The 21,686-nt window shown below is 69.8% G+C and carries 18 protein-coding genes and 4 pseudogenes; 15 read left to right on the top strand and 7 right to left on the bottom strand.

Annotated elements, in window-relative coordinates:
- The first annotated feature begins 154 nt into the window (after window positions 1-154).
- The 3 genes from ABFB10_RS14540 to ABFB10_RS14530 are packed head-to-tail and all read left to right on the top strand — an operon-like array spanning window position 155 to window position 3,795.
- Entirely contained in the window at window positions 155-1,447 is a 1,293-nt protein-coding gene (locus ABFB10_RS14540) for a TRAP transporter large permease (protein WP_347167046.1), read from the top strand.
- Complete coding sequence (locus tag ABFB10_RS14535; RefSeq protein WP_347167045.1) at window positions 1,447-1,926, top strand: MarR family winged helix-turn-helix transcriptional regulator; 480 nt, start codon at window positions 1,447-1,449, stop codon at window positions 1,924-1,926. Before ABFB10_RS14540 ends, ABFB10_RS14535 begins: the two co-directional genes overlap by 1 nt.
- A 57-nt stretch (window positions 1,927-1,983) precedes the next feature.
- The gene (locus ABFB10_RS14530) at window positions 1,984-3,795 is read left to right on the top strand and encodes an AMP-binding protein (protein ID WP_347167044.1); all 1,812 of its coding nucleotides are present in this window, start codon (window positions 1,984-1,986) and stop codon (window positions 3,793-3,795) included.
- Window positions 3,796-4,292: 497 nt separating this feature from the next.
- Here the strand turns inward: ABFB10_RS14530 and ABFB10_RS14525 are convergent.
- Together ABFB10_RS14525 and ABFB10_RS14520 are read right to left on the bottom strand one after the other, a co-directional pair.
- Window positions 4,293-5,356 (bottom strand): annotated as a pseudogene (locus tag ABFB10_RS14525) (FAD-binding oxidoreductase).
- 4 nt (window positions 5,357-5,360) lie between these two features.
- A pseudogene (locus ABFB10_RS14520) lies at window positions 5,361-6,594 on the bottom strand (aromatic ring-hydroxylating oxygenase subunit alpha).
- Between the two features lie 148 nt (window positions 6,595-6,742).
- Between ABFB10_RS14520 and ABFB10_RS14515 the strand changes: the two are divergent.
- Window positions 6,743-7,654, top strand: coding sequence for a LysR substrate-binding domain-containing protein (locus tag ABFB10_RS14515; protein WP_347167043.1), 912 nt, complete (start codon window positions 6,743-6,745; stop codon window positions 7,652-7,654).
- A 49-nt stretch (window positions 7,655-7,703) separates the two neighbouring features.
- On the opposite strand, the gene ABFB10_RS14510 is transcribed toward ABFB10_RS14515, so the two are convergent.
- Window positions 7,704-7,949: a hypothetical protein gene (locus ABFB10_RS14510; protein WP_347167042.1), complete on the bottom strand. Its 246-nt coding sequence runs from the start codon at window positions 7,947-7,949 to the stop codon at window positions 7,704-7,706.
- Between the two features lie 50 nt (window positions 7,950-7,999).
- Window positions 8,000-8,377: a class I SAM-dependent methyltransferase gene (locus ABFB10_RS14505; RefSeq protein ID WP_347167041.1), complete on the bottom strand. Its 378-nt coding sequence runs from the start codon at window positions 8,375-8,377 to the stop codon at window positions 8,000-8,002.
- A gap of 150 nt (window positions 8,378-8,527) precedes the next feature.
- Here ABFB10_RS14505 and ABFB10_RS14500 point away from each other — a divergent pair, with 150 nt between their 5' ends.
- From ABFB10_RS14500 to kdsA, 7 genes are all read left to right on the top strand, one after another.
- The gene (locus ABFB10_RS14500; protein WP_347167040.1) at window positions 8,528-9,565 is read left to right on the top strand and encodes a zinc-dependent alcohol dehydrogenase family protein; all 1,038 of its coding nucleotides are present in this window, start codon (window positions 8,528-8,530) and stop codon (window positions 9,563-9,565) included.
- 403 nt (window positions 9,566-9,968) lie between these two features.
- Window positions 9,969-10,097, top strand: a complete 129-nt coding sequence (locus ABFB10_RS14495; RefSeq protein WP_347167039.1) for a helix-turn-helix domain-containing protein — start codon at window positions 9,969-9,971, stop codon at window positions 10,095-10,097.
- A gap of 94 nt (window positions 10,098-10,191) precedes the next feature.
- Window positions 10,192-11,154 (top strand): LysR family transcriptional regulator, encoded by a 963-nt coding sequence (locus tag ABFB10_RS14490; protein WP_347167038.1) that lies wholly within the window; start codon window positions 10,192-10,194, stop codon window positions 11,152-11,154.
- Window positions 11,155-11,229: 75 nt separating this feature from the next.
- Entirely contained in the window at window positions 11,230-11,490 is a 261-nt protein-coding gene (locus tag ABFB10_RS14485) for a hypothetical protein (protein WP_347167037.1), read from the top strand.
- Window positions 11,491-11,521: 31 nt separating this feature from the next.
- Window positions 11,522-12,487: a KpsF/GutQ family sugar-phosphate isomerase gene (locus ABFB10_RS14480; RefSeq protein WP_347167036.1), complete on the top strand. Its 966-nt coding sequence runs from the start codon at window positions 11,522-11,524 to the stop codon at window positions 12,485-12,487.
- Window positions 12,488-12,635: 148 nt separating this feature from the next.
- Window positions 12,636-13,424, top strand: a complete 789-nt coding sequence (locus ABFB10_RS14475; protein ID WP_347167035.1) for a 3-deoxy-manno-octulosonate cytidylyltransferase — start codon at window positions 12,636-12,638, stop codon at window positions 13,422-13,424.
- A gap of 263 nt (window positions 13,425-13,687) precedes the next feature.
- Window positions 13,688-14,536 (top strand): 3-deoxy-8-phosphooctulonate synthase, encoded by an 849-nt coding sequence (gene kdsA, locus ABFB10_RS14470; RefSeq protein WP_347167034.1) that lies wholly within the window; start codon window positions 13,688-13,690, stop codon window positions 14,534-14,536.
- 255 nt (window positions 14,537-14,791) lie between these two features.
- On the opposite strand, the gene ABFB10_RS14465 is transcribed toward kdsA, so the two are convergent.
- Window positions 14,792-15,274, bottom strand: coding sequence for a GNAT family N-acetyltransferase (locus ABFB10_RS14465; RefSeq protein ID WP_347167033.1), 483 nt, complete (start codon window positions 15,272-15,274; stop codon window positions 14,792-14,794).
- A 93-nt stretch (window positions 15,275-15,367) separates the two neighbouring features.
- Between ABFB10_RS14465 and ABFB10_RS14460 the strand changes: the two genes are divergently transcribed.
- The gene (locus ABFB10_RS14460; protein WP_347167032.1) at window positions 15,368-15,568 is read left to right on the top strand and encodes a DUF6324 family protein; all 201 of its coding nucleotides are present in this window, start codon (window positions 15,368-15,370) and stop codon (window positions 15,566-15,568) included.
- A gap of 344 nt (window positions 15,569-15,912) precedes the next feature.
- On the opposite strand, the gene ABFB10_RS14455 is transcribed toward ABFB10_RS14460, so the two are convergent.
- Window positions 15,913-16,338, bottom strand: coding sequence for an MmcB family DNA repair protein (locus ABFB10_RS14455; protein WP_347168021.1), 426 nt, complete (start codon window positions 16,336-16,338; stop codon window positions 15,913-15,915).
- A 147-nt stretch (window positions 16,339-16,485) separates the two neighbouring features.
- Here ABFB10_RS14455 and ABFB10_RS14450 point away from each other — a divergent pair.
- From ABFB10_RS14450 to lepA, 3 genes and pseudogenes are all read left to right on the top strand, one after another.
- Window positions 16,486-17,842 (top strand): annotated as a pseudogene (locus tag ABFB10_RS14450) (hypothetical protein).
- A 150-nt stretch (window positions 17,843-17,992) separates the two neighbouring features.
- Window positions 17,993-18,733, top strand: coding sequence for a COG3904 family protein (locus tag ABFB10_RS14445; protein ID WP_347167031.1), 741 nt, complete (start codon window positions 17,993-17,995; stop codon window positions 18,731-18,733).
- A gap of 284 nt (window positions 18,734-19,017) precedes the next feature.
- Window positions 19,018-20,825 (top strand): annotated as a pseudogene (lepA, locus tag ABFB10_RS14440) (translation elongation factor 4).
- A gap of 272 nt (window positions 20,826-21,097) precedes the next feature.
- Here lepA and ABFB10_RS14435 read toward each other — a convergent pair.
- Window positions 21,098-21,232 carry a hypothetical protein gene (locus ABFB10_RS14435; RefSeq protein ID WP_347167030.1) on the bottom strand — a complete coding sequence of 45 codons (135 nt, stop codon included), beginning with the start codon at window positions 21,230-21,232 and terminating at the stop codon, window positions 21,098-21,100.
- Window positions 21,233-21,686: the final 454 nt, after the last annotated feature.

The raw sequence follows: 21,686 nt of genomic DNA, 5'->3' as shown, positions 1-21,686 counted from the left end.
GGCGCCCCGGACACGGCCCCCCGCTTCTCTGGTCTCGAAATACCTCGGGGGGAGGCCGAAGGCCGGGGGCAGAGCCCCCTCTCCCCGAGGCCGACAGCCCCCACCCGACAGCCCTGAACGGCACCAGCCCGCAGACCCACCGGACCCCGACCCCATGAGCAACGAACTCCTCGCCGTTTCGGGCTTCGTCGCCCTCTTCGCCCTGATGGCCCTGCGGGTGCCGATCGGCATCGCCATGGGCCTTGTCGGCATCGGCGGCTTCGGGGCCGTGATTGGCATGGCTCCGGCGCTGAACCTGCTGGCGCAATCGCCGATCTCGACCATCACCGACTTCAACCTGACCCTGATCCCCTTCTTCATCCTGATGGGTGTGCTGGCCACCAACTCGGGCATGTCCTCGGAACTGTTCCGCGCCGGGCGGGCCTGGCTGGGCGGCTTCCGGGGCGGGCTGGGCCCGGCCTCTGTCGGCGCCTGCGGCGGCTTCGCGGCGATCTGCGGGTCCTCGGTGGCGACCGCCGCCACCATGACCAAGATCGCCTACCCCGAGATGAAGCAGGCGGGCTATTCCGACGCCGCCTCGACCGGCATCATCGCGGCGGGCGGCACGCTGGGCATCCTGATCCCGCCCTCGGTGGTGCTGGCGATCTACGGCTTCATCACCGAAACCGACATCGGCCAGCTTTTCATCGCGGGCGTCGTGCCGGGCCTGCTGGCGGTCGTCATGTACATGCTGACCGTGCGCTTCTGGTACGGCCGCCAGCTGCCCGCCGCCGAGCCCTTCCGCCTGGGCCAGGCCCTCGCCGCGCTGAAAGGCATCTGGGCCGTCGGCCTGCTCTTCATCGCGGTGATCCTGTCGATCTACTTCGGCGTCGTGACCGCGACAGAGGCCGCCGCCGTGGGCGCGCTTCTGACCGCGCTCATCGGCCTGCTCCGCCGCCGCCTGACGCTGGGCAGCCTGCTCGACAGCCTCGTCGAGGCGCTGCGCACCTCGGTGTCCATCTACGTGGTGCTGATCGGGGCGACGCTGTTCGGCTATTTCCTCGCCATCACGCAGGTCCCGCAGGAGATCACCGGCTTCCTGACCACCCTCGGCGCGGGCCGCTACGGCACGCTGCTGCTGATCCTGCTGCTGTTCCTCGTGATGGGCTGCTTTCTCGACGCCATGGCGATGATCATCCTGATGGTGCCCATCGTCTTCCCGGTGATCGAGCAGCTGGGCTTCGACCCGATCTGGTTCGGCATCATCATCGTCATGACGGTGGAGCTGGGGCTGATCACCCCGCCGGTGGGCATGAACGTCTATGTCATCAACTCCATCGCCAGCCGCGTCAGCCTGACGACGATCTTCCGGGGCGTGCTGCCCTTCGTCATCGTCGACGTGCTGCGGCTGATCCTGCTGATCGCCTTTCCGGCGCTGGTCATGGCGCTGCCGAACAGTATGAACTGATGGCGATCATGCGCGACATCGCCGAGCTGCACGAACCCGAGGCGCTGGCGCGTCTGGTGTCCTACCGCATCCGGCTGGTGCAGATCGCCGCCTACAAGACCTTCGAGGCCCGGGTCTCCGGTCATGGCCCGGCGCCGCGCTACTACGGCATGCTGAAGCTGATAGAGGCCAACCCCGGCGTTCCGCAGGCCCGGCTGGCCGAGGCGATCTTCCTCGACCGCTCCTCGCTGGTGCCGATCCTTCAGGAGTTGGAGCGCGAGGGCTGGCTGGAACGGCGCGCGGCACCGCAGGACAGGCGCGTGCGCCGGGTCTTCCTGACGCCCGAAGGCGCCGGGCGGCTGGTGGCGCTGGAACGCGCCGTCGAAGAACACGAGGCGCGCCTGACCGCCGGGCTCTCCGCAGAGGATCTGGAGACCCTGCACCGCCTGCTGCTGCGCCTCGACGACAACCTGCGCGACGTGCAGGCGGGGCGGGTCTGAACCGCGCAGAAGGGCACCGGGCGGGGCCGCAAGGACCCAGACACGAGAGGGGGGACCATGGCACGGATCGCAACGCTGCAAGACCTTGAAACGCTCGAGGCCCGGGGCCTTGCGGCCAGCTTCCCCCAACGCTCGGCACGGGAGATCCTTGCGGCACAGGCCCGAAGCCGCCCCGATGCGACCGCGATCCGCTACCTGCACGACGCCGGCGATCCCGCGCGCGATGCGGTCGTGACCTATGCCGGGCTTGCCGCGCGCGTAGAGGGCGCGGCGCGGCTGTTTCGCGCCCATGGCGTCCGGCCCGGCAGAGGCGTGGCGATCCTGACCCAGCACACGGTCTCGGGACAGGTCGCCCTGTGGGGCGCAGAGGTCGCGGGCCATGCCTGCCCGATCAACCCGCTGCTGAAGCCCGATCACATCGCCGCGCTGATCCGCGCCTCGGATGCTGCGGTGGTGGTGGCCATGGGAGTAAACGCCGAGATGGACTACTGGTCCACCCCGGTGCCCGCGCTGCGCGCCGAGGGCATCGCGCTACCGATCTTCGCCTGCGACGCCGAGGCCGACAGTCCCGGCGCCGACGGTATTTTCGAGAGGCTCATCGCCGCACCCGGCGATCCGATCCGGCCCGAGGGGGACGAGACGGCGCTGGCCGCCTATTACCACACCGGCGGCACCACCGGGGCGCCGAAGCTGGTGCGCCACCTGCGCGGCAATCAGGCCCATGTCGCCCGCTCCTGCGCCCTGATGCATGACCTGAAACCCTCGGACGTGGTGGTGAACGGCTTTCCGCTGTTCCACGTCGCGGGGGCCTTCGTCTACGGGCTGTCGACGCTCTGCGCCGGGGGCACGCTGGTGATCCCCGGGCGGCTGGGGATGCGCAACCCGGCCTTCATGGGCACGCTCTGGCACCAGGTCGAGCGGCTGGGCATCACCATCGTCGGCGCCGTGCCGACGGTGCTGGCGGGGCTGAAGGGCCGCGCGGTGGATGCCGATATCTCAACGCTGCGCTGGTTCCTGACCGGGGGCTCGCCGCTGCCCACCGAACTGGCCGAGACCATCGAGGCCCAGACCGGCGTGGCGGTGCGCAATATCCTCGGGATGACCGAATGCGCGGGCGCCATCGCGGTCGAGCCGGTGCACGGGCCGCGCGTGCCGCTGTCCTGCGGGCTGCGCCTGCCCTTCACCGAACTCGCGATCCTCGGCGAAACCGACGGCGAGGCCGACCCCGCCCGCCCCCTGCCTGCGGGCGAGACCGGCATCATCGCCCTGCGCGGCCCCAATGTGGCGGACGGCTACTCGGACCCGGCGCTGGGTGCGGGCAGCTTCCTGCCGGGCGGCTGGCTGGTCTCGGGCGATCTGGGGATGCTGGACGCGGCGGGGCGGCTGTTCATCACCGGGCGCAAGAAGGACATGATCATCCGCGGCGCCCACAACATCGACCCGCAGATGATCGAGGAGGCCCTGCTGTCCCACCCGGAGGTATCCGCCGCCGCCGCCCTGGGCCTGCCCGACGCCTACGCAGGCGAACTGCCGGCGGCCTTCGTGACCCTGCGCGCGGGGGCGGAGGTGACCGGAGAGGCGCTGGTGGCGTTCCTAGAGGACCGGCTGGAGGACCCGGTCGCCCTGCCCCGCTCGGTCGCGGTGATCGAGACCATGCCGCTGACCCCCGTGGGCAAGATCTTCAAGCCGAGCCTGCGCGCCGAAGCCACACGCCGCGCCTTCGAGGCCGCCGCCGAGAAGGCCGGAATCGCCGCCCGCGTCACGGTCGGCGCGGAGGGGACAGAGATACGCGTCGCCGAGGCGGATGTGCCCGCCATCCGCGAGGCGCTGGCGGGGATGCCGGTGGCCTGGCGCGTCACGGCGGGCTGAGGGCGGTCGAGGCGAGGGCTGAGGGGCTCTGCCCCCGCTGCGCTCCCCGGGGTATTTTCGGACAGAAGAAACAGGGGCGCGCGAAAAGATGCGACGGCCCGCCGGCCGAGCGCCCCCCGGGGCTGCGACCGCGCGGCGGAGAGGCGGGACGAAGCACGGGGCGCGCGCTTTTGAAACCCGGCCCCGGCGGCGAGACCCGGAGGGCGGGCTTCGGCCTGTTTCGGCACGGGCGGAGGGGCTCTGCCCCCGCTGCACCCCCCGGGGTGTTTTCGAGACCAAGGACGTAGGGAGAGGGTGTCCTGCCGTGATCCGGGCGGTCGTGCGGATGACCGGCCTGCGGTCTGGCGCCCCGAGGGGAGCACGCCCTGCGCCTCACGACGGGGGGCGGGGCGGAGAGGGTGCAGGCGTGGTGGAGGGGGTTTCCCCCCATTGCGAAGGAGGGCGGGCATTGGCCCGCCCCCGGAGCGAAGATCAGCCGGTGAGCGCCGCTTGCCCCCTCAGGCCTCGATCGAGACCTTGCCCAGCGGGTTCGAACAGCAGGCGAGGATATAGCCCTCCTCGATCTCTTCCTCGGTGATGCCGCCATTGTGCACCATATGGACCTGCCCCTCGGTCTTCTTGACCTTGCAGGTGCCGCAGACGCCGAATGTGCAGCCCGAGGGGATCGCCAGACCCGCCCCGCGCGCCACCGACAGAAGCGTGTCGGCCTCGGTGCAGGTCACGGTCTTGTCGGAGAGCGCGAAGGTCACCTCGGCCCGGGCGTCCTCGTCGAGCGTCACGCCCTGGTCGTATTCGCCGGTCTCGCCCAGGGGGCCGAGAAGCTTTCCTGATGGTAGCGGTCCATGTCGAAGCCGAGACCCTGAAGCGCCTCGCGCACGGCGGTCATGAAGGGTTCCGGGCCGCAGCAGAAGACCTCGCGCTCAAGGTAGTCCGGCGCCGCCAGCCCCAGAAGAAGCTGGTTGAAGGGCCCGCGGTAGCCGGTCCAGGGGCTGTAGGGGTCGGGCCGGTCCACCACCCGTGCCAGTTCGATGCCCGGCAGGCGCGCGGCCATCATCTCCATCCGCTGGCGGAAGATGATCTCGGAGGGCAGGCGCGCGCAGTTGATGAAGACGATGTCCGGTGCGCGGCCCGCGTCATACATGCAGGTCGTCATGGACACCATGGGCGTGATGCCCGAGCCCGCCGAGATGAAGAGGTACTTCGACGCCGGGTGGTTCATGAACGAGAAATGCCCGGTCGGCCCCATGGCCTTCAGCCGCACGCCGGGGCGCAGGTGGTCCAGCATCCAGCGCGTGCCCAGCGATCCGTCCTGCGCCTTGACCGTCACGGTCAGCGAGGTCGGCCGCGAGGGCGAGGAGGAGATCGTGTAGGTGCGGTGCAGCGGCCCGCCCGGGACCGGCAGTTCCAGCGTCACGAACTGCCCCGGCTTGTAGCGGAACAGCGCGCCCGAGGGCGCCTGGAAGGTGAAGGTCACCGTATTGGGCGCCTCGGGCAGGAAGGACACGCATTCCAGCGGCTCGTCGTCACTCCAGAAGGCCAGCGTCGGGGTCATCGCGGTCATCGGCCTATTCCGCCGCGACCGAGCGCGGACCCGAGGCGCGCAGCATGGTCTGCACGTACCAGTCGACGAACTGATCGACCCCGTCCTCCATGATCGGGCTGTAGGGCCCCGGCGTGTAGGCGGGCGAGTTGATGCCCAGCTGGTTGTCCTCGACGATGCGGCGGTCTTCGTCGTTGGTGGCCAGCCAGACCTCTGTCAGGCGCTTCATGTCGTAGTCCACGCCCTCGACCGCGTCCTTGTCGACCAGCCACCAGGTCGTGACCTCGGTTTCCTGCGGGCCGATGGGGGTGACGCGGAAGCACAGCGAGATGTCGGGCAGGAAGTGGTTCCAGGTGGTCGGGTAGTGGAACTTCAGCAGCGTGCCCGCGTCCGGCACGGTGACGCGGCCCAGCGGGCGCTTCGAGGCCGGTTGCAGGTCCATCGTGTAGGACAGCGCCTTTTCCTCGAGCGGCATGCGCGCCAGCCGGTACTGCCCGGCAAAACCCGCCATGGCGAATTTCGACGGCGCACCTGCGGCCTCGCATTTGTCGACATGCGCCTGAAGCCAGGGCGGCGTGCCGCCGTCGGCAGAGACGCCCGCGACCGCCGGGTCCAGCGGGAAAGAGCGGCTCAGCGCCGGGTGCGTGCCCGCGCAGTGATAGCACTCGCGGTTGTTCTCCCAGACCAGCTTCCAGTTGCCCTTCTCGACGATCGACGAGGAAAAGGCGACCTTGGCGCGGTGCAGGTCGTGCACCGCGAGATAGGGCCGCGCGAGGTCGGCGAAAGCGTCGAAATCCGGCGCCTCTTCGGCGAGGCAGATGTAGATCAGCCCGGCCAGCTCGCGCAGGTGCACCGACTTCAGGTTGTGCTGCGAGGGATCGAAATCCGGCCCCATGTCACGCGCCCAGATCAGGCGGCCATCCAGGTCATAGGTCCACTGGTGATAGGGGCAGGTCAGCTTGGCCACCGTGCCCTGATCCTTCTGGCAGATCACCGAGCCGCGGTGGCGGCACGAGTTGTGGAAGGCGCGAGATCACGCCGTCCGAGCCGCGCACCAGCACCACGTTGTAGGCGCCGACCTGAAGCCGCGCATAGGCGCCGGTCTTGGTCAGCTGACAGGCCGGAAGCGCAAAGAGCCACTCGCGGTAATGGATGTTCTCGAGGTCAGCGGCATAGATCGCGGGATCGGTATAGAAGGGCCGCTCCAGCGAGTGACCGGGGGTGCGGCGGGCCAGCATGTCGGGCAGAAGATCGTGCATCAGAGGGGCCTCCCGAAGGGTCGGATGGGTTTAGTCTGCCTTGTGCATGGCGCATGGTTTACGCGCCTCTCAATGGCAATTATATTCACCATGGATTAGGTGAATTCACCTGTCCCCTTTCCGACACCGCACCCTGCAAAAGCGACCGATGCCCCGGCCCTACGACCTTCCCCCGATGACTGCCCTGGTCTGCTTCGAGGCGGCTGCCCGAAAACTGAGCTTCAAGGAAGCCGCGTCCGAGCTGAACGTGACCCCCGCCGCCGTCAGCCACCAGATCAAGGGGCTGGAGGCGGAACTGGGGCTGGCGCTGTTCCGCCGCCAGCATCGCGGCGTCGACCTGACAGAGCCGGGCGCCTATCTTTTCCTCGCCCTGCAGCGCGGGTTCGAAACCATGTCCGACGCGGTGCGCGAGACCCGCGGCCCGCAAGAGGCAGAGGACGTCACGGTGCAGGCCACCACCGCCGTCAGCGCCTTCTGGCTGACGCCGCAGATTGCAACCTTCTGGCGAGAGCACCCGGAGATCGTGGTGTCGCAGCGCGTGACCGACGTCGCCGGAACCGGCAGCGGCGCGGACCTGTCGATCCACTACGGCGCCGCCGCCGAGGTGGACGAGGCCTGCGAGGTGCTGTTCCACGACGAGATCCTCGCGGTGGGCACGCCCGCCTTTGCCGCCGCCCATGGCATCGCCTCTGTCGCCGACCTGCCCGACGTGCCGCTGATCCATGTCACCGCCGAGGACACCGGCTGGACCGGCTGGGCCGACTGGCTGGCGCATTTCGGAGAAGAGCCGCCCCGGTCCCGCGGGCTGACGGTCAACAACCACATGATCGCGCTGCAACTGGCGCGCGACGGCGCGGGCGCGGTGCTGGGCTGGACCGGGTTGATCGGCCCGCTGCTGGAGCGTGGCGAACTGGTGCCGCTGGTTGCCGAACGCATGGCCTCGCCACAGGTCTTCTACCTGCGCACGCACCCCCGCGCCTCGGCGCCCCCCCGCGCCTTCCGGGACTGGCTGGTGCGCGCGCAGGACGGCGCCGCGCGGATCCCGCCGGGGCAGCCGTGACGGGTGGACAGCGCGGACTAAGCAGACAACACCGGCACGCGGATCGGGGTCAGGCCTTCCGCGCCGACCAGCCGCGCATCAGAAGCACCTGAAAGACCGGCCGCACCGCCGCGAATCCTGCCTCGGTCAGCAGCGCCTCAAGCTCTTCGGGCGGCAGGACCGACACCAGGGCGTCGAATTGCGCCTGCCGCTCGGGCGTGGCCGTGCCGGTGATCCCGAGCCATTCATCGACCGCCGCCGCCCGTTCTGCCCCGGACGCCGAGAGGTCGACCGAAAACAGCCGCCCGCCCGGCACCAGCCGCGCGGCGATGGCGGCAAAGAAGGCCCGGCGCGCCGCCCTGCCGGTCAGGAACTGCGAGACGAGGATGGCGGTGGCGAGGTCGAACCCCCGGCCTCCAGCGTCTCGACCGGGCCGGCGTGGATCGTCACCCGGTCGCCGTAGCCGCCCGCGCGGGCCTTCTCCGCGCAGAGCGCCAGCATCTCTGCCGAGGTGTCCACGGCGGTGAAGTGCCAGCCGGGGTGGCGCTCTGCCAGATAGGCGATCTCTGCCCCGGTGCCCGCGCCGACGACCAGAACCCGGACCTCTTCGGGTGCCCCGGCAAGGGTCTGCGCCAGCGTGAAGTCCAGCGCCCCGCGCAACGGCGCCCAGAACGCGTTGGTCTGATCATAGGACTGCGCATGGGCGCCGTGAAACGGGCGGGGAGGAGCGGAAGGATGGGTCATGCGGGCTGGCTCCTTTTTGTTATGATATCTCATACTTTTTCACGGCCCTCCCCGCAATGCCCCGCCCCCGGTTCCAGCCCATCACCCTGCCGCGTGCATCCCCGGCGCGGTCTGCTACACAAGGAAAGACGATCCCACCGGAGAGCCCTGATGAAAGCCGTCCTCTACGAATCTTTCCAACGCCCGCCGTCCCTTGCCTCTGTCGACGATCCCACGCCAGAGCCGCATGGCGTGGTGGTGCAGGTCGGCGCCACCGGGGTCTGCCGCAGCGACTGGCACGGCTGGATGGGACACGACCCCGACATCACCCTGCCCCATGTGCCCGGCCACGAACTGGCGGGAACGGTCGTGGCGGTTGGCAGGGACGTGCGCAACTGGCGCGCGGGCGACCGTGTCACCGTGCCCTTCGTGGGCGGCTGCGGCGCCTGCCCCGAATGTCACGCCGGGCATCAGCAGGTCTGCGAGGCGCAATTCCAGCCCGGCTTCACGCATTGGGGCTCTTTCGCGCAATACGTGGGCCTGCATCAGGCGGACCTGAACCTCGTGGCGCTGCCCGAGGCGATGGAATTCGCCACCGCCGCCAGCCTCGGCTGCCGCTTTGCCACCGCCTTCCGGGCGGTGGTCGATCAGGCCCGCGTGCGCCCCGGCGAATGGGTTGCGGTCCACGGCTGCGGCGGCGTCGGCCTGTCGGCGGTGATGATCGCCGCCGCGCTGGGGGCGCAGGTGATCGCGGTGGATATCGACGCGGAAAAGCTGGCGCTGGCCCGCGACCTCGGCGCCGTGGCCTGCATCGACGGCTCTGCCGGGTCGGTGCCCGAGGCGGTGATGCAGGCCAGCGGCGGCGGCGCCCATGTCTCGCTGGATGCGTTGGGGCATCCCGCGACGCTGGAGAACTCTGTCCTCAGCCTGAAACGCCGCGGGCGGCACGTGCAGGTGGGTCTGCTGCTGGCGGATCAGGCGCGTCCGGCGGTGCCGATGGACCGGGTGATCGGCTGGGAGCTGGAACTTTACGGCAGCCATGGCATGCAGGCGCACCGCTACGGCGCGATGCTGGATCTGGTGCGCAGCGGCCGGGTCTCGCCGGACCGGCTGGTGGGCCGCAGGATCGCGCTGGACGCGGCGCCAGAGGCCCTGATGGCCATGGACCGCTTTCAGGGCGTCGGCGCAACGGTGATCACGCAGTTCTAGGGGCCCGAGGCGCTCGCCCCGCTTCGGCCCGCAAGGCGCGGGGCCGCGTCCCCCTGCCTTGCGGACCGGACCTGTCGGGCGCAACGCCCAAGCGCCCCGTGCCCCGGGAGCCTCTTCAAAAGACGGCGGGGCGGCAGGGCCCTGTCTCGCGCCCGCCCCGGCCCTGACCTCCGGCGCCCAACCGGACCGCCCGGGCGGGGGCCTGCCGGAACGGGGCCGCGACGCCGGTGCCGCCACACCCGCAACCTTCCCGCGCGGGCGGCCCCCTGCAAGCCCCGAAGGCCCCCGGCGGCCCAGCAAGAGCACAACACCAAGCCCCGCCCGCCCCGTGCAACCGATGCGGTTCCTGCTATAGACGGCCCCATGGTACCCCGCCCGCAAACCGCCCCGGAGCACGCGCCCCATGCCCTTTCGCAACCTGCGCCACCTGCGCGTCTTTCTTGCGACCGCCGACCTGCGCTCTCCGACGGCAGCGGCGCAGCAGTGCCACGTGTCCCAGCCCGCCGTCACCCAGTGCCCTTGCCAAGCTTGAACGCGGGAGCGGCGGCGCGCTGTTCGAACGCACACGGCAGGGCTTCTTCCCGACGCCGCGCGGCGAGGTTCTGCGGGACCGGCTGGACCGCGCGATGCGCCGCCTCGACGCGGGCCTCGACGAGATCGCGCCCCGCCTCAAGGCCTCGGCCACCATGGCCCAGTTGCAGGCGCTGATCGCCGTGACCGAGGCGCAGAACACCACGCTGGCCGCGCGCGCGCTGGAGCTCGCGCAGCCCACGGTGCACCGCGCCATCACCCAGCTGGAACACGCCGCCGGGCGCCCGCTGTTCGAGCGCAGCTCTTTCGGGCTTTTGCCGACGCGCCCCTGCCGGGACCTCGCGCAGGCGGCGCGGCTTGCCTTTTCCGAGTTCCAGCAGGCGGAAGCCGACCTTGCCGAACTGGATGGCCGCGAACAGGGCCGGATCACCATCGGCGCGCTGCCGCTTTCGCGCTCCGTCGTCCTGCCCGAGGCGCTGGCGCGGTTCCGCGAGGCCCGCCCCATGGCGCGCGTCACCGTGCTTGATGGCCCCTACGACGAGATGCTGGCCAGCCTGCGCCGCGGCAGCATCGACATCATCCTCGGCGCCCTGCGGGATCCGCTGCCCATCGCCGACGTGGTGCAGGAGCCGCTGTTCACCGATCACCTCGCGGTGATCGCCCGCCCCGGCCATCCCCTGTCGGACCGGCGCGACATTCCGCTGAAGGTGCTGTCCGCCTACCCCTGGTGCCTGCCCCGCTCCGGCACCCCCGCGCACGCGCAGGTCGCGGCGCTTTTCGCCGCCGAGGGACTGGCCCTGCCGGAAAGCATCGTCGAAAGCGGCTCTATCCTGTTGATGCGCGAATTTCTCAGGCGCGGCGACGGACTGGGCTGCATCTCTGCGCGACAGGCCGAGGCAGAGGTCCGCAACCGCCTTCTGCAACGGCTGGACACCCGCACCCGCTGGCCCGGGCGGCGCATCGGCCTGACCGTGCGGGACGGCTGGGTGCCGACCCGCGCGCAGGCGGACCTGCTGGGCGAGATCCGCCACGCCGCCGCCGGGATCGACCGGCCATAGGCGCGGCGCAAGCCGCCCCGGACAGAAGGCGCAAAAGCCCCCGGGATCGGGGCGTCCCCCGCCCGGAATGCCGGCATGCCCCGCCCCGCACCGCTGACCCTGACCCTGACCCTGACCCTGACCCTGACCCTGACCCTGACCCTGACCGGCAGGGTATGCCCGCCCGGCCCCGTCAAGCCCGTCAAGGCCCGCACCCGCGCGCCGGGCGTCGGCACAAAGCCGCGACCCGCCGGTTTGCCGCTTGCCTTCCGGCACCGCTCTGCCGATGGTCACCGGACAGGGCCGATGGGTCCCTTGTCCGCCCGGGGTTTGAAACCGGACCCGAACCCTCTATGAGGCACCCATCAGCGACCCGGTGAAGACACAGATGACCGCCCCCCTGCCCCAAGACACCGCCGCCTCGGCCCGGCGCACCCTGACGACAGAGGCCGAGGCCCTCGCCTACATGGCCGAGCACCTGCCGCCCGACCTGACCGGCGCCGTCGAAAGCATCCTTCTGTCCAAGGGCCGCGTCATCGTCTCGGGCATCGGCAAGTCCGGCCACATCGGGCGCAAGATCGCCGCCACCCTCGCCTCGACCGGAACGCCCTCGTATTTCGTGCATGGCGCCGAGGCGAGCCATGGCGACATGGGCATGATCACCGGCGCGGACATCTGCCTGCTGATCTCGAACTCGGGCGAGACGGCGGAACTGCGTGACATCATCTACCACACGCGGCGTTTCGCGATCCCGATGATCGGGATCTCGTCGAACCCCGACAGCAGCCTGATGAAGGCCGCAGACTTCCGCCTGACCCTGCCGAAGATGCCAGAGGCCTGCCCGCTGGGCATGGCGCCCACCACCTCGACCACGCTGACGCTGGCGCTTGGCGACGCGCTGGCGGTGGCCCTGATGGAGGCACGCGGCTTCCGCTCCGAGGACTTCGGCACCTACCACCCCGGCGGCAAGCTGGGCGCGCAGATGAAGACCGTGGCCGAGATGATGCACACCGGCGAGGCCATCCCGGTGCTCGAAGGCGACTGCACCATGGACGACGTCATCCTCGCCATGACCTCGAAGGGCTTCGGCATCGCCGCACTGACCGAGGACGGCGTGCTGCAGGGCGTGATTTCGGACGGCGACCTGCGGCGCAACCTGCCCGGCCTGATGGAGCGGCGCCCGATCGACGTGGCCAACCGCACGCCCGTCACCATCGCGCCCGACCAATATGCCCCGAAGGCGCTGGCGCTGGCCAACGAGCGTCAGGTGCAGGTGCTGCTGGTGGTGGATGACAACAAGCGCCCCGTGGGCGTGCTGCATCTGCACGACTTCCTGCGCGCGGGGGTGATGTGATGCGCCCGGGCCTTCCCGATCGCGCCCCGCGCCGCACCCCGGCCACGCGGGCGCCGGGACAGCCGCAGAGGCGGCCCCTCACCCTGACCACCACCGGCGCGCCCCAAGGCGCGGCCAGACCTGTCCCCCGGCACGACGGAGCCCTGTGATGCGCACGATCCTCTTCATCCCCGCCCGCTATGCCTCGACCCGCTATCCGGGCAAGCCGCTGGCCACGCTGCGCCAGAAGGACGGCTCGACCAAGTCGCTGATCCAGATGACCTGGGAAGCGGCCCGGCAGATCGCCGGCGTCGATGCCATCTATGTCGCCACCGACGACGACCGCATCGCCGAGGCCTCGCGCGCTTTCGGGGCAGAGGTCGTCATGACCTCGGACGCCTGCGAGAACGGCACCGCCCGCTGCGCCGACGCGCTGCGGGTGCTGGGCGAGACGCCGGACCTCGTGGTGAACCTGCAGGGCGACGCGCCCCTGACGCCGCCGTGGTTCGTCGAGGCGCTGATCGAGCGCATGGCCAACGACCCCACTGTCGATGTCGCCACCCCGGTGCTGCGCTGCGACGCCCAGACCTACGAGAACTTCACCGAGGACCGCCGGCACGGTCGGGTCGGCGGCACCACCGCCGTCTTCGACCAGGACTTGAAGGCGCTCTACTTCTCGAAAGAGGTGCTGCCCTTCATCGATCCCGACAAGCGTCCCGACCCGATTCCGGTCTTCCACCACGTCGGCGTCTACGCCTACCGCCCCGAGGCGCTGGCCTCTTACATCGCCACCCCCGTCACCACGCTGGAGACGCTGGAGGGGCTGGAACAGCTGCGCTTCCTGGTGAACGGCACGCCGGTCGCCTGCGTCGAGGTCGAGGCCCGTGGCCGCCTGTTCTGGGAACTCAACAACCCCGAGGACATCCCCCGCATCGAAACCGCGCTGGCGCAGGGCTGATCGCGCCCCGGCGGCTGTGCGGGTCCGGGGCGGCGCTGCCCCCCTTGGCTCGGGCACCCCGCCAAGCCGGACCGGCGCCGAAGGCCAAAGCCCCGGACGGCAACCCAGCCCCCCCGGCCTCCGTGGCCGGATCGGCACAAAGTGATTTTCCCCGGCGCCCCGGACCAGCCCCCGGCGCCAGCCCCCCGGACCGAGGGCCCGGCGCAGTGTCCGCGACAGACCCCGAACCCCGGCGCCGAAAGGCCCCAAAGGAGCACGACCCGATGATCGAAACGAAAACCGTCACCGTCCGCGACATCGCCATCGGCGGCACCGCGCCCTTTGCGCTGATCACCGGGCCGTGCCAGCTGGAAAGCCTCGACCACGCGCGCATGATGGCCGAGAAGATCGCCGAAGCCTGCGCGCCCAGCGGCACGAAATTCGTCTTCAAGGCCAGCTACGACAAGGCCAACCGCTCGTCGATCTCGACCAAGCGCGGCCTTGGCATGGACGAGGGGCTGACGATCCTCGACCAGATCAAGACCGAGTTCGGCGTACCGGTCCTGACCGACGTCCACGACGCCCGCCAATGCGCCCCGGCGGCTCAGGTCTGCGACGTGCTGCAGATCCCCGCCTTCCTCTGCCGCCAGACCGACCTGCTGCTGGCAGCGGGCGAAACCGGCGCCGCGATCAACGTCAAGAAGGGCCAGTTCCTCGCGCCGTGGGACATGGGCAATGTCGCCGAAAAGATCGCCTCGAACGGCAACGAGCGCATCCTGCTCTGCGACCGGGGGACGTCGTTCGGCTACAACACGCTGGTCAGCGACTTCCGTGGCCTGCCGACCATGGCCCGCACCGGCTACCCGGTGGTCTTCGACGCCACGCATTCGGTGCAGCAGCCCGGCGGACAGGGCACGACCAGCGGCGGCCAGCGCGAATTCGCGCCGGTGCTGGCGCGGGCGGCGGTGGCCGTGGGCGTCTCGGCGCTGTTCATCGAGACCCATCAGGACCCGGACAACGCGCCCTCGGACGGCCCGAACATGATCCCGGTCGACCGGATGGAGGCCCTGATAGGCCAGCTGCGCGCGCTGGACGCGCTGACCAAGGCGCAGCCCGAGATCCCGCTCGGCTGAGAGCCGGGCCGCGCATAGGCGCCGCACCGCCGGAGTGCCCGTCCGGCGCGGCGCCGCTTCATCATCGCACAATGGCCGCGACCGGCCCAGCCGCGCCGCCGCACCCGGGCTGACCCGGGCGCGGTGCATGCCGGCGACGGTCGGCCTGCGACCCCAGAGCTGCCCTTGTCACGGGTATCGGCGACCCGCTGCATCGCGCGACCTCCGTCGGGCTGCCCCGCCTCCGCCGGTCAGACAGGGCAGCCGAAACTGCCCTCAGAGGTCGGTCTCCCAGTGCTGCTCGACCACGGGCACGCCGAAACTCACCCGCGGCTCCGCATGCAGCATGCGCCAGCCCGTCCGCCGATACAGCGCCACTGCCGCCCGGTGGCTTTCATGCGTCCAGAGCACCATGCGCCGATACCCGGCATCCCGCGCAAAGGCCATGTTCGCCGCCAGCAGCCTGCGGCCAAGCCCCTGCCCCCGCATCTCGGGCTCCAGCAGGAAAAGCCGCAGCTTGGCCACCCCCGGCTCCGGCCCCTGCACGCAGAAGATGCTGCCCAGCCGCCTCTCACCCGACCGCGCGATGAAGGCGCGCTCCCACGCCGGGTCGTGCCCTGCAACGAAAGCCTCCAGAACCTGCCGCACCAGCGCCGGGAACCGCGCGTCGAAGCCCTCGTCGCGGGCGTAGAGCGTGCCGTGCCGCTCTACCAGCCAGTCCACATCGCCGGGGCGCAGGTCGGTCAGGTCAATCCTCATGCGGCCATGAAACGCCTCTGCGCCTTGCAAATCAAGCCCCGCGCGGCTATCTCCCCCGTCACCGCGCGGCGGCTGAAAAAGGCAGGATCGACCATGGGCATCAACGACGAAAAGGACATCGAGGCCGGGCTTCAGATCGGGCCGACCGATCAGGGCATGGTGCGCCTCTTCGTCATCGCCGAGGGCCTCGAGATCCCGATGGATTTCGACCCCGAAGAGGCCGAGGAGATCGCCGAGGAACTCCGCGCCGCCGCCGCGACCGCCCGCAAGGGCGCGAAGAACAAGAAGCGCTAGGCCGGCCCGCCGGGTCGGACGCGCCCCGCCGCGCGCTCAAGCCCCGGCAACCCGCACGCGCCGAACCGCCCTTCTCTGGTCCGGCAAACACCTCGCAAAGCGCAGGGTATTCGGCGAAAGCCGGCCCGGCGCAGCGCCCCATCGGCCCCGTGCTCTCCACGCCCCCGCTCTTCTTCGGTCTCATAAATACCTCGGGGAGCGCGAGGGGTGAGGCGAACGCCGAACGTGCGCAGCACACCGCTCGTTCCGACGCGATCCACAAACACCCCCGCCGCCAACCACCGGTTTCTTTCAAAGAAACCGGCCCGAATTCCGTCCCGGAATTCGCCCGCCCGGACAAACCGTCACCGCAGCAGCGCGTCCGGGTCCCGCAGGGCCTGCAGGCGCCGCGCCGCGTGCACCGCGAACTTCCGCGTCAGCTTGGTCCGGCGCGCCGCCGCCAGCTTCTCTTCCGGCCCCATGCGCAGGATCTCGGCGTCATAGCCATCCGCGATGATCAGCCCCGTCTCCCCGGGCAGAAGGTCGGTCGGAAAATCCTGATCGACCGCCCAGAAATAGCGGTCGCAATAGGGCAGATAGCCCTGCCATTTCGCGTCGCACAGGAAATCCGCCCGGCTCGACTTGCACTCGACCACCCAAAGCTCACCCTTCGGCCCCAGCGCCATCACGTCGACGCGCAGCCCGCGCTCCGGCACGAACTCTTCGATCACCGCAAAGCCATGCGTCAGCAGGTGGCGACAGACCCCCCGCGCCAGCACCTGCCCGGGCATCAGGCCCCCCGTTCCGCTATCCAAGATCCCTGTATCCATGTCCAAAAATATGAACAATAGGTGAACAAATACAAGCCCCCGGCAGCAAACGCTTTCCATGACCGGCAAAATACCTACATGCTGAACGTTCCCCGGACCGAGGACCGCATGACCCGAGACCAAGACCCCCTGGACCGCGAGGCCGCGCGCGGCGTCCGCAACGCCCGCGAACTCGAAGGCCATATCTCCTGGCTGGAAACCTTCTCGGGCACGGCGCTCGGCGTCTTGTCTGTCGCCTCGGGCATCTACACCTACCTCGGCGTTTCCTCGCTTCTGGACGACAACGGCGCGCTTTCGGTCTTTGCCGCCGTGGCCTATTCCACCGCCGTCTCGGTCGGGATCTTTGTCTTCTGGTCCTACCTGATGCGGCTCTTTCCCGCCGTCCGCACCACCCGCGCACGCACCGGCCTGCTGGCCGCCATGGGCCTCGGCAGCCTCGCCATCGTCGCCATGTCGTCCTCGGCTGAACGCCGCCGCGCTGGCGGGCTCGGCGGCCGTCGAACAGCACCTGGCCAAGACCGTGCAGGATTACCAGGTCGCGCTGGAACGCGCGCATGAGATCGCCCTGACCGGACAGGGGCTGGAGCGCGACGTCGCCCGCACGCGGCAAAGCTTCGAGGACCTGTCGCAGCAAGAGGCCGAGGGCTCGCTCTCCGGTCTCGCGGGCCGGGGCGCCGTCTTCCGCGTGCTGCGGCAGAAATCGGCAGAGCTTCAGGCGCTGGAAACCCAGATCGCCGCCCAGACCCCGCTGGTGGAAAGCGCCTTCACCGAGGGCAACTCGATCCTGTCGCGGATGCGCGCGCTGACGGTCGAGCCCGGCAATGTCGAGGCCCGCTCGGTCGAGTTTTCCGAGGCCGCCGTGCGCCTGCAGGGCCTGATCACGCAGCTGCGCCAGCTTTCGGTCGCGCCGCTGGTGGAACGCGCGGCGCAGGACCTCGCCGCCTCGGTGGTGCTGCCGGAGCTCGACAGCTCGACGGCGGCGGGGCGCGCCGACCAGTCCGCCACCATCACCTCGGTGCTCGAAGTGCTGGGCCAGCGCGCCGCGACGCTGGAACGCGCGGCGCAGGCGGTGCAGGATCTGGGCCAGCCCACCGACGTGACCTATACGCCGATCTCCGCGGCGGACGCGGTGATCCTTTACGCCCGCAACTTCGTGCCAAGCTGGGCCGGTGCCATCGCCATCGACCTTCTGCCTGCCGTCTTGGTGCTGATCCTCGCGGTGACCCAGGGCGCGATCCGGCAGGGCCGCGACGGCGCGGGCGTCGAGGACACGCTGACGCTGGCCGAACTGCGCGCCGCCCTGACCGCGCTGCAAGAGGTCGAGGCGGTCTCGGCCAGCCGCGACGCCGTTGCCCGGCAGACGGAAGCGCCCGCCGCCCCGCCCCCTGTCGCGCCGGACCCCACGGCAGGGGCCAAGCCGACGCCCGCCCGCGATCCGCAGGCACCGCGCGAGGCCGCGGAATGAGCCACCCCCGCCCCGGCACAGCCACACACCGGGCCTGCGGTGGCCCCGCTGCGCAGCCTGCCCCGCCCCCGCAGCCCGCACGGCGGCACCGGCCCGTCACCGGGGCCCGAGGCTGGCTTTCCAACCAACCGACCCCCGGGAGCGGCGGCCATGAACGCCCGCAACATCGCGCGCACCCTCTCTGCCGTGCTGCTGTTCCAGGTCGGCATCGGCGCGCTGCTGATCCTGGGCGACGTCCGGCAGGCGCCGTTTTCCATGCCCTTCATGGGCCCGCAGACGCCGCGCCTGTCGGAACCCGTGCGCCCCGGCGACCAGCGCCGCACCTATGCGCCCGACCGAGACCGCCCGGCCACCCGCCCCCTGCGCGAGGCCGGCGACCTGCCGGACCGGCTGACCCTGAGCCGCGAGAACGGCCAGGACCGGCTGGAAGGCACCATCGCGCCCGGCGACGCCGAACGCGTGATCGCGCTGATCGACGAAGCCGACCCGGTGATCGAAACCCTTGTCCTGCAGTCCCCGGGCGGCGCGGTGCAGGACGCGCTGACACTGGGCCGCCACCTGCGCGACCGCGCCATCGCCACCGAGATCCTGTCGGGCGAGATCTGCTATTCCGCCTGCCCCTATCTCTTTGCCGGTGGCACGACCCGCAGCGCCTCGGACAGTGCCTCCATCGGGGTCCACCAGCACAGCTTCGGAGAGAATACGCTCTTGCCCGCCTTCATCGCGACCGAAGACATCCAGCGCGGGCAGGCAGAGGTCATGACCTATCTCGACGACATGGGGATCGACCCGCTGGTGATGCGGCATGCCATGTCCACCCCGGCGGACGAGATCTATATTCTCGTACCCGAGGAACTGACCCGCTACGGCTTCCTCCCGGGCGCGGAGTAATCCGCCCGGCCAAAGCCAGCGGCAGCGGGTCTGTGCAAGGGGGCCGCCGCTGCCCCCGGCGAACCGCTGGCCCATCCCGACGGTTCGCCCTGCCGCGCCGGGACCGGGTCACCGACAACGGCGCGACGGCGCGGGTCTGTCACGGCCCGGCACCCGGGGAAACCGGCCCCCGATGACCGCAAAAGGCAGGAACCGGCATAGACTGCGCCGAAACCCGCGGCGGTTCGGCATCCGACACGCAAGCCCACTTGACCAAACCCCTGTTCCACCGCATATCGCGAGACATGAGCACACCCTTGTCCCGCATCCGCAACTTCTCCATCGTCGCCCATATCGACCACGGGAAATCCACCCTGGCCGACCGGCTGATCCAGCTGACTGGAACCGTCGCCGAACGCGACATGAAGGCCCAGCTTCTCGATGCCATGGACATCGAGCGCGAACGCGGCATCACCATCAAGGCGAACACCGTCCGCATCGACTATCCGGCGAAGGACGGCAACACCTACATCCTGAACCTGATCGACACCCCCGGGCACGTCGACTTCGCCTACGAGGTCTCCCGCTCCATGCGCGCGGTCGAAGGCTCGCTGCTGGTCGTCGATGCCTCTCAGGGTGTCGAGGCGCAGACTCTGGCGAACGTCTATACCGCCATCGAGGCCGACCACGAGATCGTGCCCGTGCTCAACAAGGTCGACCTGCCCGCGGCCGAACCGGAAAAGGTCGCCGAGCAGATCGAGGACGTCATCGGCATCGACGCCTCCAACGCCTGCCTGATCTCGGCCAAGACCGGCGTCGGCATCCCCGACGTGCTGGAGGCCATCGTCACCCGCCTGCCCCCGCCCCACGGCGGCGACCCGGATGCGCCGCTGAAGGCCATGCTGGTGGATCTGTGGTACGACCCCTATCTCGGCGTCGTCGTGCTGATCCGCGTCATGGAGGGCACGATCCGCAAGGGCGACAACATCAAGATGATGCGCACCGGCGGCAAGTACGGCGTCGACAAGCTGGGCGTCTTCCGCCCCGCCATGCAGGATGTGCCGGAACTCGGCCCGGGCGAGATCGGCTTTTTCACCGGCTCGATCAAGCAGGTTCGCGACACCCGCGTCGGCGACACCATCACGCATGAGAAAAAGGGCGCGACCGAACCGCTGCCCGGCTTCAAACCCTCGATCCCCGTGGTCTTCTGCGGCCTCTTCCCGGTGGACGCCAACGACTTCGAGGACATGCGCGACGCCATCGAGAAGCTGGCGCTGAACGACGCCTCGTTCACCTACGAGATGGAAACCTCTGCCGCGCTCGGCTTCGGCTTCCGCTGCGGCTTCCTCGGGCCTTTTGCACCTCGAGGTGATCCGCGACCGGTTGGAGCGCGAGTACGATATCGACCTGATCACCACCGCGCCGTCGGTGATCTACCACCTCCACATGAAGGACGGGGAACGGCGCGACCTGCACAACCCCGCCGACATGCCCGACCTGACCTATGTCGACCACGTCGAGGAACCGCGCATCAAGGCGACGATCCTCGTCCCCGACGAATACCTCGGCGACGTGCTTAAACTGTGCCAGGACCGTCGCGGCATCCAGCTGGACCTGACCTATGTCGGCGTGCCGCGCCATGGCCGTCTACGACCTGCCCCTGAACGAGGTCGTCTTCGACTTCTACGATAGGCTGAAATCCGTAACGAAGGGTTACGCCTCCTTCGACTACCAGTTGGAAGGCTACCGCGAGGACAACCTCGTGAAGATGCAGATCCTCGTCAACGACGAGCCCGTCGACGCGCTGTCGATGATGGTCCACCGCGACCGGGCAGAGATGCGCGGGCGCGCCATGTGCGAAAAGCTCAAGGATCTGATCCCGCGCCACATGTTCAAGATTCCGATCCAGGCCGCCATCGGCGGCAAGGTGATCGCGCGCGAGACGCTGTCGGCGATGCGCAAGGACGTGACCGCCAAGTGCTACGGCGGCGACGCCACGCGGAAGAAGAAGCTGCTGGAAAAGCAGAAGGCCGGCAAGAAGCGCATGCGCCAGTTCGGCAAGGTCGAGATCCCGCAGGAAGCCTTTATCTCGGCCCTGAAGATGGACAGCTGAAGGCGGGCCCGCGCGGGGCGCTGATCAACAGAGCGGCCCGCCGACTCGTGCTTCGATACCCGCCCGGCGGCTTGCCCGCGCAGAGGCGCCCCATGCCGCGATTGCGAAGGGGCGCGTCTTCCGCGCCGCCCCGTGCCGCAGATCGATCCTCCGCACCAGCGGGTCAGACCCGCAGCGTTCCAGAGCGACGCTGACGAAGCCCGCCCCGGTCACGCGGAGAGAAGACCGCGCCCTCTCCCACCGATGGCTGTTTCTCTGTGACCCCGTGCGGGTCAGATCCAGAAGTGCCCGATCAGCCCGCCAAGGGCCATGATCGTCAGGCAGACGATCATCGTCTTGACCAGATAGCTGATCGAAGGTTCCACGGGATTCATGCGCTCCCAGAGCGCGGTGAGGGATCCAGTCAAATTTGTTTGCATGGCCCAAGTGTAACGCCTCTCGCAGGGCATTCAAGGCCGCGCTCGAAGCGGCCCCGCCGCCGACAAGCGATCCTCGCCCCGCGTGGGACCCGAACAGAACAGGGGAAACGCGCTTCAGGGCCCCTGATCCAGCCTGGCTGGCCACGACGGCCCGCGCCGCCCCGACGCAGGCGCTGATCGCGAGGTTCGGCCCCCGGGCCGGGTCGCAGAGGAGGCTCTGCTTGGGACAGACACCCACCGGTACGCCATCCAGCCACGCAACCGCACCACCGCCGCCTCCTCCCGGCTCGGGCGGCGCGACAGGATCGGCAAGGCCGGGAAACCGCGCACCGGAAGACCAGCCCCCCGGGACCAAGGCACAGGTCGCACGGATGCGCCTGACCGTCAAAGACGCCACGGTGACACGCTGCCGCCCCGATGATCGCGCAGCTCTGGCGCCACC

The organism is Ponticoccus litoralis, assembly GCF_039769985.1.
GTDB lineage: Bacteria > Pseudomonadota > Alphaproteobacteria > Rhodobacterales > Rhodobacteraceae > Ponticoccus > Ponticoccus litoralis.
The sequence above is the reverse complement of the archived record's forward strand: the minus strand, read 5'-3'. Positions and strand labels throughout refer to the sequence as shown.